Source organism: Streptomyces sp. NBC_00654 (assembly GCF_026341775.1).
Taxonomy (GTDB): Bacteria; Actinomycetota; Actinomycetes; order Streptomycetales; family Streptomycetaceae; genus Streptomyces.
In genome coordinates this window covers 957,442-968,556 of sequence record NZ_JAPEOB010000001.1, presented here as the reverse complement: position 1 = coordinate 968,556, position 11,115 = coordinate 957,442, and the positions used below count along the sequence as shown (strand labels likewise).

Annotated in this window: 14 protein-coding genes and 1 pseudogene; 5 read left to right on the top strand and 10 right to left on the bottom strand. The window is 70.5% G+C overall.

The window, feature by feature from the left end:
• Positions 1–16: 16 nt before the first annotated feature.
• The 6 genes from OHA98_RS04225 to OHA98_RS04200 form a co-directional block, all read right to left on the bottom strand.
• Positions 17–1,141, bottom strand: a complete 1,125-nt coding sequence (locus OHA98_RS04225) for an LLM class flavin-dependent oxidoreductase (protein ID WP_266922749.1) — start codon at positions 1,139–1,141, stop codon at positions 17–19.
• Between the two features lie 170 nt (positions 1,142–1,311).
• Positions 1,312–2,097 (bottom strand): SDR family NAD(P)-dependent oxidoreductase, encoded by a 786-nt coding sequence (locus tag OHA98_RS04220; protein WP_266922748.1) that lies wholly within the window; start codon positions 2,095–2,097, stop codon positions 1,312–1,314.
• 11 nt (positions 2,098–2,108) lie between these two features.
• Positions 2,109–3,053, bottom strand: coding sequence for an LLM class F420-dependent oxidoreductase (locus OHA98_RS04215; protein ID WP_266922747.1), 945 nt, complete (start codon positions 3,051–3,053; stop codon positions 2,109–2,111).
• Positions 3,054–3,282: 229 nt separating this feature from the next.
• Positions 3,283–4,236: a phosphatase PAP2 family protein gene (locus OHA98_RS04210; protein WP_266922746.1), complete on the bottom strand. Its 954-nt coding sequence runs from the start codon at positions 4,234–4,236 to the stop codon at positions 3,283–3,285.
• Positions 4,237–4,333: 97 nt separating this feature from the next.
• Positions 4,334–5,293: a hypothetical protein gene (locus tag OHA98_RS04205; RefSeq protein ID WP_266922745.1), complete on the bottom strand. Its 960-nt coding sequence runs from the start codon at positions 5,291–5,293 to the stop codon at positions 4,334–4,336.
• On the bottom strand, positions 5,290–5,631 hold the full coding sequence (locus tag OHA98_RS04200) for a PadR family transcriptional regulator (RefSeq protein ID WP_266922744.1): 342 nt from the start codon (positions 5,629–5,631) through the stop codon (positions 5,290–5,292). Before OHA98_RS04200 ends, OHA98_RS04205 begins: the two co-directional genes overlap by 4 nt.
• A 205-nt stretch (positions 5,632–5,836) precedes the next feature.
• On the opposite strand from OHA98_RS04200, the gene OHA98_RS04195 reads away from it, so the two are divergent.
• The gene (locus tag OHA98_RS04195; protein ID WP_266922743.1) at positions 5,837–6,388 is read left to right on the top strand and encodes a YciI family protein; all 552 of its coding nucleotides are present in this window, start codon (positions 5,837–5,839) and stop codon (positions 6,386–6,388) included.
• A gap of 67 nt (positions 6,389–6,455) precedes the next feature.
• Here OHA98_RS04195 and OHA98_RS04190 read toward each other — a convergent pair whose 3' ends face one another.
• Complete coding sequence (locus tag OHA98_RS04190; RefSeq protein WP_266922742.1) at positions 6,456–7,010, bottom strand: cysteine hydrolase family protein; 555 nt, start codon at positions 7,008–7,010, stop codon at positions 6,456–6,458.
• A gap of 171 nt (positions 7,011–7,181) precedes the next feature.
• Positions 7,182–7,466: a hypothetical protein gene (locus OHA98_RS04185; RefSeq protein ID WP_266922741.1), complete on the bottom strand. Its 285-nt coding sequence runs from the start codon at positions 7,464–7,466 to the stop codon at positions 7,182–7,184.
• Between the two features lie 19 nt (positions 7,467–7,485).
• Between OHA98_RS04185 and OHA98_RS04180 the strand changes: the two genes are divergently transcribed.
• Positions 7,486–7,719 (top strand): hypothetical protein, encoded by a 234-nt coding sequence (locus OHA98_RS04180; protein WP_266922740.1) that lies wholly within the window; start codon positions 7,486–7,488, stop codon positions 7,717–7,719.
• A 594-nt stretch (positions 7,720–8,313) separates the two neighbouring features.
• Here the strand turns inward: OHA98_RS04180 and OHA98_RS04175 are convergent.
• Positions 8,314–8,589: a hypothetical protein gene (locus tag OHA98_RS04175; RefSeq protein ID WP_266922739.1), complete on the bottom strand. Its 276-nt coding sequence runs from the start codon at positions 8,587–8,589 to the stop codon at positions 8,314–8,316.
• A gap of 420 nt (positions 8,590–9,009) precedes the next feature.
• On the opposite strand from OHA98_RS04175, the gene OHA98_RS04170 reads away from it, so the two are divergent.
• Positions 9,010–9,606: a hypothetical protein gene (locus OHA98_RS04170; RefSeq protein WP_266922738.1), complete on the top strand. Its 597-nt coding sequence runs from the start codon at positions 9,010–9,012 to the stop codon at positions 9,604–9,606.
• A gap of 37 nt (positions 9,607–9,643) precedes the next feature.
• Here the strand turns inward: OHA98_RS04170 and OHA98_RS04165 are convergent, their stop codons facing one another.
• Complete coding sequence (locus OHA98_RS04165) at positions 9,644–10,372, bottom strand: hypothetical protein (protein ID WP_266922737.1); 729 nt, start codon at positions 10,370–10,372, stop codon at positions 9,644–9,646.
• A 154-nt stretch (positions 10,373–10,526) separates the two neighbouring features.
• Between OHA98_RS04165 and OHA98_RS04160 the strand changes: the two are divergent.
• Both OHA98_RS04160 and OHA98_RS04155 read left to right on the top strand, forming a co-directional pair.
• Positions 10,527–10,733: pseudogene (locus OHA98_RS04160) on the top strand (adenylate cyclase); the annotation flags it as partial.
• A 59-nt stretch (positions 10,734–10,792) separates the two neighbouring features.
• Positions 10,793–10,954, top strand: coding sequence for a hypothetical protein (locus OHA98_RS04155; protein WP_266922736.1), 162 nt, complete (start codon positions 10,793–10,795; stop codon positions 10,952–10,954).
• Positions 10,955–11,115: the final 161 nt, after the last annotated feature.

Sequence of the window (11,115 nt, the reverse complement as noted above, 5' to 3'; positions counted from 1 at the left end):
GGCGGAGCCCCCGGGGTCAGGCCGCCGCGTTCCGGAACCGCGTGGTCCGGTGCACCGGGTCCGTGTCGATCTTCGGGATCACGTGCTCACCGATGAGCTTGATCGAGTTCTTCGTGTCCTCGGGACTGATCCCGATCGGCATCCCGAAGCTCAGCTGGTCCGCACCCGCCTGCTCCCACCGCTTGCACTGCCGCAGCACCTCGTCCGGGTCGCCGCAGATCATCAGCTCCTCCGCGATCAGCAGCTCGATGATCTCCTCGCTGTACTCGGGAAGCAGCTCGGGCCACTCGGGAATCCCCTCGGGCCGCGGGAACGTGTCGTGGTAGCGGAACAGCAGCGACTGGAGGTAGTTCAGCCCGCCGCCCACCGCGATCTCGACCGCCTTGGCGTGCGTCTCGGCACAGATCGCGGTCGAGGTGACCATCACGTTGTCGTTGACGAAGCCGCCGATCGGCTCGGCGTCCTTGACCGCGTTCTTGTAGGACTCGACGACCCATTCCATGTCGGAGACCTTCTGCACGCTGAAGCCCAGCACGCCGAGCCCCTTCTTGCCCGCCATCGCGTACGAGGACGGCGACCCGGCCGCGTACCACATGGCCGGGTGCGACTTCCCGTACGGCTTGGGCAGGATCTTGCGGGGCGGCAGCGACCAGTGCTTGCCCTGGAAGCCGGCGTACTCGTCCTGGAGCCACATCTTGGGGAACTCGGCGATGGTCTCTTCCCAGAGTTCCTTGGTGTGGTTCATGTCGGTGATGCCCGGCATGAACCCGAGGATCTCGTGGCTCCCGGCCCCGCGCCCGGACCCGAACTCGAAGCGGCCCTCGGAGAGGTGGTCGAGCATGGCGACCTTCTCGGCCACCTTCACCGGGTGGTTGACCGGCGCGAGCGGGTTGAAGATGCCGGACCCCAGGTGGATCCGGTCGGTGGCGTGCGCGAGGTAGCCGAGGTAGACGTCGTTGGCGGAGAGGTGCGAGTACTCCTCCAGGAAGTGGTGCTCGGAGGCCCAGGCGTACTTGAAGCCGGACTTGTCCGCCTGGATGACGTACTCGGTCTCCTCGATCAGTGCCTTGTGCTCTGCCTCGGGGTCGACCTTGGCACGCGCGGCGGGCACGTACCCCTGAACAAAGAGCCCGAATTCCACGGAGGTTCACCGTCCTCAAGTATTTCTGACGCACCGTCAGATTGTGATGCGACCGACTGTTCCACCGACGCTCCGACCCGTCAATACCTGACGCTTCGTCAGAATCTTTGCCGGAAGTCTTGCCGGAAGCCTTGCCAGGAGCCTTATCGGGAGCCCTGTCAGGAGCCCTGTCAGAAGAGGCTGACGCCGGCCAGCCAGCCGCCGTCGATGACGAACGGCTGACCGGTGATGTACGAGGAGTCGTCCGAGGTCAGGAACAGGGCGAGCGCCGCCACCTCCTCCGGCCGCCCGATCCGCCCGAGCGGCACGAGCTTCTTGTACAGCTCGGCGACGGCCGCCTTCGACTCCTCCGGGTCGGCGGACGGGTCCAGCGCCGCCGGATTGGTCATCGGGGTGTCCACGGCCCCCGGGCAGACGGCGTTGACCCGTATCCCCTTCGACGCCAGTTCCAGTGCCGCCACCTTCGTCAGCCCCAGCACCGCGTGCTTGGTGGCCGCGTAGGCGCCCACGAACGCCATGCCGGTGAGCCCGGTGTACGAGGCGGTGTTGACGATGGTGCCGCCGCCCGCCGCCCCGATCTCCGGCGCGACGGTCCTGATCCCCAGGAAGGCGCCGACCTGATTGACCTGGACCACCTGCTGGAACTCCTCCAGCGGCGTGGACACCAGTTCGTTGAAGCGCAGGATGCCCGCGTTGTTGACCAGCCCGTCGATCTTCCCGAAGGCCTCCTTCGCCGCGGTGACGGCGGCCTGCCAGTCCTCCTCGCGGCTCACGTCCACATGCACGAACCGGGCCGCGCCCTCGCCCAGCTCCTTCGCCAGCGCCTCGCCCTGCTCGTCCAGCACATCGGCGATCACCACCCGCGCGCCCTCGGCCGCGAAGAGCCGCGCCTCCTGCTCACCCTGCCCACGCGCCGCACCCGTGACGATGACGACGCGCCCGTCCAGCTTGCCCATGACCGGTCTCCCTAGGTGTCGAGTAGCGGTGCGACATCGGCGCCGAACGCCGCCATCTGGTCGAGGAGTTCACTTGCCGAGCGGCTCCGGAACCGCACCTGGATCTGGTGCACGCCCATGTCCGCGTACACCCGGAGCGACTCGGCGAGGGCCTCCGGCTTCCCGCTCAGGGTCCGCCGCCCCACGGACCACCCGGGCTCACCGACGTACAGCGGCTCGGTGATCGCCCCGACGACGAGCGGCTCCGCGACCCCGGCCTCGGCCCGCAGGGCGTGGACCCGGGCGATCTGCGTGGGCAGCACCTCCCGCGAGCCTCCCTGCGGCAGCCACCCGTCACCCCGCACGGCGGCCCGGCGCATCGCGGCGGGCGAGGATCCGCCCACCCAGACGGGCACGCGCTCCTGGGCCGGACGCGGCAGCTGCCCCAGCCCGGCGAAGGAGAACCGCTCCCCCGCGAACTCCGGGTACTCCTCCGGCCCGAGCGCCGCCCGCAGCGCGTCGATGGTCTCGTCGAGCACGCCCCCGCGCCCGGTGAAGTCCGCGCCGAGGACGTCGAACTCCTCCTGCACATGGCCGGCGCCGACCCCGAGGATCAGCCGGCCGCCACTGAGGTGGTCGAGCGTGGCGTACTGCTTGGCGGTGACGAGCGGATGGCGCAGCCCGACGACGGCGACATGGCTCATCAGCAGCACACGTTCGGTGACCCCGGCGAGGAAGGAAAGGGTGGCGACGGGGTCGTACCAGACGGTGCTCATGGCCTCGGCGAGCCGTCGCGGGATGGCGACGTGGTCACAGCTCGCGAGGTAGGCGAAACCGCTGCGGTCGGCGGTGCGGGCGATCCGGGCGAGATCGGCGGGGGTCGCCGAGGCCTCCCAGGACTCCGCGTAGATGGTGCTCTGCGACTGGATCGGGAGCTGCATCCCGTACGACAGCGGCCCGGTGGGCTGTATCGGCACCGAACGGCCTCCTTTCCTTGAGGTCCGCCGGGTTCGCACCGCCTCTCCACCGGGGTCCACGGCGCCCCGCCGAAGTCCATCTGACGTAGCGTCACATACGAACCGGCGGGGCCATCGTCGTACCTGACGGTTCATCAGACAAGGGTCGTGCCGACGGGGATCGCGCCGCCGGGCGCCGCACCGGCCGGGCGGCGGACGCGGGCCCCACGCTCTGGAGCGGGCCGGGCGGTCAGCCCAGCGGGGAGCGTGCGCGGCGCCCGGCGCGCCCCTGCCCCTGTCCCTGTCCCTGCCCCTGCCCCTGCCCCTGCCCCTGCTTCACGGTGAACCAGAACAGGACCGCGCACAGGAAGGCCGCCGCCGCGAAGACCAGCGATTGCGTGACGGAGTCGTCCCGCGCGCCGGCGACGAGCGCACCGGCCGCCGACAGCGCCAGGGCGAACGCCGGCAGCGCACGGGGGTGCCGCGTGCCGGGTGCGGCGGCGGGCGGCAGGAACCTGGCCGCGAGGCCGTAGCAGGCGCAGGCCAGCAGCGTGGAGCCCAGTACGTCGCTGGGCCGGTGGTGGTAGGTGGCCTGGACGGCGCCTGCGGTGACGGCGAGCCACAGCATGCCGGCCGCCGTGACGTAGGGGCGGGTGCGGGGGGACGCGATGGCGACGGCGCCGAGAACCAGCCCTGCGGGGACGGCCACGTGCCCGCTGGGGAAGCTCGCCTCGATGAGCGAGACGTGCGCGTCCACGAGATCGGGGCGGGGCAGGATCGTCCTGGTGAGTTCCTTCCCGCCGATCGTGGCCACGACGATCCCGATCGCCACGCAGCCCTGCCACCAGCGCCTCCGTACCAGCGCGATGGCCGCGATGACCGCCAGGCCCACGAGCAGGGTGGGCATCGCGGTGTGCTCCAGGGGCGGCAGGGCCGACGACCCGTAGGCCGCCCCCGACCAGTCGTAGATCCACGCCGGGTTGGCACCGTTCTCGCCGAACAGGGCGTTCTCCGCCCGTTGCCCGAACGGGGTGCGGACAGCGATCAGATAGACCGCCAGGAACCCCACGAGGCACAGCGGAGCCGCGAGCCGCAGCCGTGGCCGAAGCCGTACCGTCCGCGCGGGGCCGGGTCCGGTCGTGGTGCCAGGGAGCCGGTCGGGGTCCTGGTGCGTGAGCAGGGTCGGGGGATCGTGCTGAGTCATTGTTTTCTCTGTCGTGGGAGGCGGTTGCGGTCACGCGCCGCTTCGGGCGCGGGGTGGGCGGGCGGTCCGCTCGGCGGCCCACCGGGAATCCGGGCCCTCAGCCGAGGAGCGCCCGGCTCTGCCGGCGCTGGGCTGCGATGGCCAGGGCCGGGAGGGGTGCGATGAGGAGAAGGAGCACGACCAGGTCCGGCAGGGACCGCATGAACCCGTTCGGCTGGACGACGATCGTCTGTGTGCGGATGAACGCGAACGCCGCGACGGGGATCAGCCACCGGTAATCACCGGTGGCGGCCGTCGCCACCCACGCGGCGATCAGCGCGGCGACTTCGAGGGCGAACAGGCCGCGCTGGAAGGCCGGACTGATCGAGATGATGTGCAGGGACCCGGCCACGACCATGGCGAGCACGACAGGAACCAGCCAGCGGTACGAGTGACGCCGCAGCGGGCCGGGACGGCAAGCCGCCAAGACGGCGCACGCGGCGCACAGTGTCCCGGACAGCACCAGGTCGCGGGCCGTTATCGGGGCGCCCAGCCCGTAGTAGCCCAGGCCCGCCTTGCCCTCGTCGCCGAAGAACGTACCGCTGTCGAACGTGGCACCGGCGTAGATCATCGCCGCTGCGGCCGGCAGGGCGATCCACGGCCGGCCCCGCAGCAGGGCGATCAGACAGACCAGCGGAAGCAGCCCGTAGGGCAGGAGCCGTGTCCGCGTACCGGGACCTTCTGCCCACGGGTACCAGCCGGAGAAGTCGAAGGCGATGGCATGACGGCCGGGATCGGTGTGCAGCGCCCAGTGCCACACGTCCTGCAGATACGGCACCAGCGCCAGCGCGGCGAGGACGAGAGCGGCCAGGTGGATGCCGTCCAGCCACCACGGCCGGCCCGTGTCGTCGACGACGGCACGGGCGCGGGCCCGCACCCCGGCCCGCACCACGGCGACGACCTCGCGCGGCGGGGGCCAGGAACGGCCGGGGTACGCCTCGGACAGGCAGGCCAGCAACTCCTTTCCCTGCCGGGAGCGGTAGGGCTCGGGGTAGGCCGCGAGCAACAGACGGTTCACGCCGGGGCCGCCCCGGCATCCCGCGCGCGCCCGAGGACGACAGCCGCCGCCGACCGCATCCGCAGCGCCTCCCGGTCGAGCGCCTCGGTACCGCCCTCCGTGAGCCGGTAGTAGCGCCGCGCCCGCCCGTCCACGATCTCCTCGTCACCGGCCGCCACCAGCCCGGCCCGCTCCAACCGCTCCAGCGCGCCGTAGAGGGTGCCGACAGCGATGCGGAGCCGCCCATCGGTGGCCCGCTCGGCGGCCTTGATGATGCCGTAGCCGTGCAGCGGGCCGTCCATGAGCGCGGCAAGGATGAAGTACTGCGGTTCCGTCAAGGACGGGCTCTGTCGCGTCATACGTCGAGCATATATCGAGCTACGAAGTATATCGGCAGCCAGGGTTACTGCCTCTCGCGCGCTTCCCCATGAGGCTGCCGCGCGCTTCCGCGGGAGACGGCCGAACGCTTCCCCATGAGCCTGCCGCGCGCCATCGCAGGAACTGCCGAGCGGCCATCGCGGCAAACCCGCTCGACCCGGTCACCCGCTGAGAGATGCTTTGGGCATGGAGTTCCTCTGCTACCACCGCGACCGGCCCGGATCCCTCCCCCTGCGGGAAGAGCTGCTGGAAGAGCACTGGTCCTATATGGACGGGTACGCGAAGGAGATGATCGCCCGGGGGCCGACCCTCGCCGACGACGGCGACACGCCCACCGGAAGCGTGCACATCGTCGACCTGCCCGATGCCGCCGCCGCCCGCGCGTTCGCCTTCGACGAGCCCAACTACCAGGCCGGCGCCTACCGGGACGTACTGCTGCGGCGGTGGCGCAACACCCTGGGGCGCACCATGTGGGACTTCCCCGGCGGCCCGGACGACGGCAACCGGTACCTGGTGCTCGGCCTCGGTACGGGAGAGGCCGCCGACCTCGCGGTGCCGCTCGACCGGGAGGGGCTGATCGCCTACGGGCCGCTGCTGTCGGACGACGGCGCCACCTGGCTGGGCACGGCGGTGCTGGTCCGGGCGCCGGACCCGGAAACGGCACGCGCCGTCCTGACCCCGGACCGGTACGCCGACATCGAGGTGCACAACTGGCAGTTCGGCGGACGGTCGTCCTGACCGGAAGACATCGGACCGCCGCCACCGCCACCGTGGCCCCGTCGTCAGTGGCTGACCGTGATCACGGTCAGCCCTGTCCGCCATTCCAGCGGGCGCAGGGCATGACCTCAAATCCCCGGCTGGGGAAGACGGTGTCCATGAAGAAATCGTGCATGGCGGCGTCACCGTCGGCACAACCGTCCCGCAGTACGGTCACCCGGTAGTCGCGGTCCGCCGCGTCGTAGCACGTCGCGGCCACCATCGCGCTGGTCGCGACTCCGGCGATCACGAGACCGGTGACGCCGCTCGCGCGGAGGACGAGGTCGAGATCCGTGCCGGCGAACGCGCTGGCACGGCGCTTCAGCACGACGACGTCCTCGTCGGCGACCGGCAGAGCGATCCCGGTTCCGGTCGCCCCCTCGTGGAAGGCGTCCCCGGCTTCATGGAACGACCGGAGCTGGGCGTTGCCCGGGGGCAGGTCGGCCCCGTTGGGCCGAAGGGCGAAGCGCACGAACACCACGAGGGCGCCGGCCGCGCGGGCACGCGGCAGCAGTTCGGTGAGCGGCGGCACGACACTCCTGGTGAACGGGTAGCCACTCGTGATGCCCTGCTGGATGTCGCCAATGATCAGTGCGGTGGTCACGACAGACTCCCGTTCCGTCCTTCGGTCCAGCGCCCGGTGGACCGGCAAGGGCGGCCGGCCGTTCCGGCGGGCCTGGTACCGGCGATGGCCGACCGTGCGTGGGTGAAGCTACCAGTCGCGGCCGGGAGGCCGGAGTGTCACTCCCCGGGGAGCGGAGGCGCGGGCCATCGCTCAGTCGATGTACGTGAACGGGGTGTCGGCCGTGTTGTTGGCGTCCACGTCATCCACGCTCCAGGCACGGAACTTGGACTCCTCGAAACCGTCGCCCCTGTCCCTGGGAACCTTCACCTCCGCGACGAAGCCCCCGTCGGGCCCGGCGGTCACATTGCGCAGGTCCACCTCCATCTGCGGGCTGGTGTCCCGGAAGCTGATACGGACCTGCTCGCCCGGGGCGAAGCCACTGACCTTGATCGTCACGACGGCCCCTTCGGCGGCCATGTCGGGAGAGGCGATCACGCGCGGAGGGGCGTCCTGCGTGGGCGTGTTCGCCGCCCCGCTCGGCAGTTTGGCGACCGGCGGGTCCGACGCGGTCGCGGGCGCCTTCGACCCATCGGGCGTGACCGAGGCCGTCGTGGACGTCTCCGGCGATACGGCCGACGACGGCACTTCCGGGCCGGAATCCCCACCGGATACCGCGACAGCGGCGATCACTGCGGCGGCGATCGTCGCCACCGCAGTGATCACGGCGGCGATGATCGGCACTCGGTGACCCCCACCCTGCGGGGTCGGCGGGTCGGGAGGCAGCGGTGGGGGCGGCGGGTCAGAAGGCGGGGTGGGGGTCGGGGACGGAGTCGACGACGGGGGCGGAGTCGGCGAATGAGGCGGCCGCGGCGGCGTCACGGTCGACGGATCAGAAGACGGCGGGTCAGAGGGCGGCGGGTCAGAGGGCGGCAGGTCAGAGGGCCTGGGCGGGGTCGGGCGGTGCTGACCGCCGGGGTCGGACACGCTGGGTCCTCCTGCTGGCTCGCAAAGATCGTGGAGCCGCTCAGACTACAGACCGAGTCGGTGTCATGTCTTGGCCAATTCCGCTCGCCGGAACCGGCGTTGATCCCGACCGGGCGGCCGGATCACCGGGCCGTGATCGCCACGGAACAGCGACCCCGTACACGCGGGCCGAGCGGAGTCGCCGGCCAGGCGGCCTGGGCACCGGAAGAGGCCCGGGTGGTGCCCACCGAGCGAGCCCAGGAGACCACCGGGTCAGCCCGGCCCACCCACCGGGCCGGCCCAGGAGTCCACCGGATCGGCCCAGGAGTCCAACGGGCGGCCGGCCCAGGAATCCACCGAGTCGGCCAGTGGCCCCGGGTCAGTCCGGCTTCTTCCATCTCGCCCGGTCCACCGGGTCCGAGCAGCGCGAGCACCAGTGCCCGATCCCCTCGTGATACGTCCAGCCCAACTCCCTCACCCGCCCCACGGACGCCTGAGCCGTATGCATGAGGTGGCCCAGGAAGTCCTCCTCGATGGGCGGAGCCGGCTCGGCCACCACCAGGTCGAACATGGTGTGGGTGTCACAGTGCGGCCAGTCGCAGGCCAGATAGAAACGGACCGGCCCCGGCGCCTCGCCCTCGCTCGCCAGCGTCATGGGTGAACCCCTCCCTCCCGAGAGCGATGACGGCGGGGCAGGCTCACGGACCGAAGGCGTGGACCGACCCGGAGACCGCCGTACCTCGCTGTGTTGGCAGACATTCGGACGGTATCCGACATACGGCCCTACGGGAGGGCGCTTGCGCCCGCTTTCGGGCGCGCGGGATCAGAACCGGAGCGCGCCCCTCAGCCGACGCGCCGTACCCGCACCAAAGGCGCCCAACTCCACTCGTTCCGGCGCGCTTTCCGGTACGGATATCGACGGTATCGACGGTGCCACCACCGGTGGCCAGGGCGAACGTGCTCCCCAGCGGTTCCGCCACCTCACCGTCGTGGCCACTTCGCGCCCAGCGGATCACCAGGTGTCAGAGGCACCTCCTAACCTTGAGGTGGCACTGGGCAGCGAGAGGATTCATCTGTGCATGACGAGCGGTTGAAGGAGTTCTCGCAGGAGCGGCTGGGCGGACGTCCCGTGCCGGAGGACGTACGGCTCCTGGCGACAGCGCAGTGGGAGGGACGCGGGCACCCTTTCGAGCGGTTCGGCATCACGATCTTGGAGCCCAGCGCCCAGCACCCGCTGACCGACACCAGCTATCTCAGCGAGAAGGAGCGCGCCGATCCGGACATCATGGCCAACTGCGCGGCATCCGAGCAGATGGCCATGTATCTGAAGGCCGTGGCCCAGGACGAGGACGGCAACTTCTACGGGTACTGGCTGCACCCGCGGCAGCGGGAGGACCAGCAGCCGCCTCCGGTCATCAAGGTCGACACGGAGTTGACGTACTGGGAACTGGGCGGGCGCACCTTCTCCGAAGCATGCTTGTACGACATCGCCTTCGACGATGACGAACTGTTCGTGGAGGTGGCCGCGGGGCTCGCACCCCTGCACATATCCATTGCCGCCGGTTCCGGTGAGGAGCTCGCCGAACTGTCCGCCGACCCTGCCCCGGAAGACATGCACAGGCGGCTCTACTACGCCGAGCGGGAGAGGCTCGGGCTGCCGTCACAGGGGTAGGCGCGGATCACCGGGTTCTCCCCGGTTCCCACAGGCCTCAGTCGTCTTCGAGCAGCTCGCCGGCCGCCTCGGCGTACACATCGAGAGCCCGGAGCACCGAGGGCACGTCCTGGAAGCCCGTGCGGGCCTCGCTCAGGTACTCCCGCATCTCGGGTGCGTAGTGCTGACCGCCGATCTCGTCCTCATCGGGGAGCGACCAGCCCGTTCCCCGGGCGCCGAGGAAGCCGTTCACCGCCGCCAGGGCACGGATGTCGCGGGCCACCTCCGCGAGGCAGCCCCGGTACAGCTCCCCGGGCTCCCGCGCGTCGCCGAAGACCTCCGTGAACCAGACCTCGGGCGCATCCCCGCCCGGCGCGAACTCACCTGCGGCCAGCGCGTTCCACACCGGCCGTGCGATGAGCACGGAGAAGACACGGCGGCCGTACAGGGTCGCCGCCGGCCGCTCCTCGGACGAGTCGCTGACGTTCCGCTCGAAATAGCTCAGCAGGGAGTCGATGTCGTGCGGCGGATCGCCGTACGCGTCCGCGTACTGCTTGGCCATCACGAAGTCACCGCTCCAGGCACGACGGCAGAAGTACTCGAACACCGAGTCGCTGTTGCGGTCCCGCTCGATGCCGTCGATGGAGCCGAGCCGGTTGTAGTTGCCGGTGATGCCGAGAGTGACCGGCCGGTACCCGCCCTCGTTCGCCATCAGCCCGACGGCCACGGCATCCGTCCCGCGCAGGCTGATACCGGTGACGGCGCAGCGAGAATCGTAGAAGCCCATGAGCTGGATCCTATGCAGCCTCCGGCTTCACGTGGCGCGGCGCACGAATCCGCGCCACGGCAGCCCGCGCCCGATGGTTGATGCACGGCGACAGCCCTGCGCTCGGCTCCGGACGCGGAACACAGAGCCCGGACACCGAGAAGGAGAGACAAGGATGCCGACCATCGAGTACGAAGCGAAGGCTCTGGAGATCGATCCAGTCGCCATGGCCGAACGAATCGTGGAGGCCGGTGGCAAGCACATGGGTGAACGGCTCATGCGCCGTTACGTCTACGACACGGTGCCGGTGCGGGCGGGCCGGTGGGTGCGGCTTCGGGACTCGGGCCGCGACGTCACGTTGTGCGTCAAGGAGATCGTTTCCCAGGTGACAAACAGATCGAGCAGATGCGGGAGGACGCCGCGCGGGTCAACGAGGTGAGCATGGGGACCTTCGACCAGATGGGGCCTGCCTGTGAGGACCTCCTGAAGCATCTGCCCGCCGCCGAGGATCTGGACGCGATACCGGACAGGACCGCCCAGGTCCCCTGGGAAGCCGCCCTGAAGGCGCTTCGCAAGGGCGCGACCGAGTGCAAGGCCGGGTGAAGACGAAGGACGGCACGAAGACGTCCAGCGGCATCATGGCCGTCCAGATGGACGGGATTCCCCATCTGCGCGACACCGTCACCAGGATCAAGGCGGTGCTGGACTCGGAGTAGGGAGCAGGCCGCGCTGCGAGCGGGCGGCGCTTCGAGCGGGCGGCGCTT

Bases quoted from the DNA above. Each gene is read 5' to 3' on its own strand.
- OHA98_RS04220 (WP_266922748.1), bottom strand. From the start codon at position 2,097: ATGGGCAAGCTGGACGGGCGCGTCGTCATCGTCACGGGTGCGGCGCGT.
- OHA98_RS04210 (WP_266922746.1), bottom strand. From the start codon at position 4,236: ATGACTCAGCACGATCCCCCGACCCTGCTCACGCACCAGGACCCCGAC.
- OHA98_RS04200 (WP_266922744.1), bottom strand. From the start codon at position 5,631: ATGACGCGACAGAGCCCGTCCTTGACGGAACCGCAGTACTTCATCCTT.
- OHA98_RS04195 (WP_266922743.1), top strand. From the start codon at position 5,837: ATGGAGTTCCTCTGCTACCACCGCGACCGGCCCGGATCCCTCCCCCTG.
- OHA98_RS04175 (WP_266922739.1), bottom strand. From the start codon at position 8,589: ATGACGCTGGCGAGCGAGGGCGAGGCGCCGGGGCCGGTCCGTTTCTAT.
- OHA98_RS04165 (WP_266922737.1), bottom strand. From the start codon at position 10,372: ATGGGCTTCTACGATTCTCGCTGCGCCGTCACCGGTATCAGCCTGCGC.
- OHA98_RS04155 (WP_266922736.1), top strand. From the start codon at position 10,793: ATGGGGACCTTCGACCAGATGGGGCCTGCCTGTGAGGACCTCCTGAAG.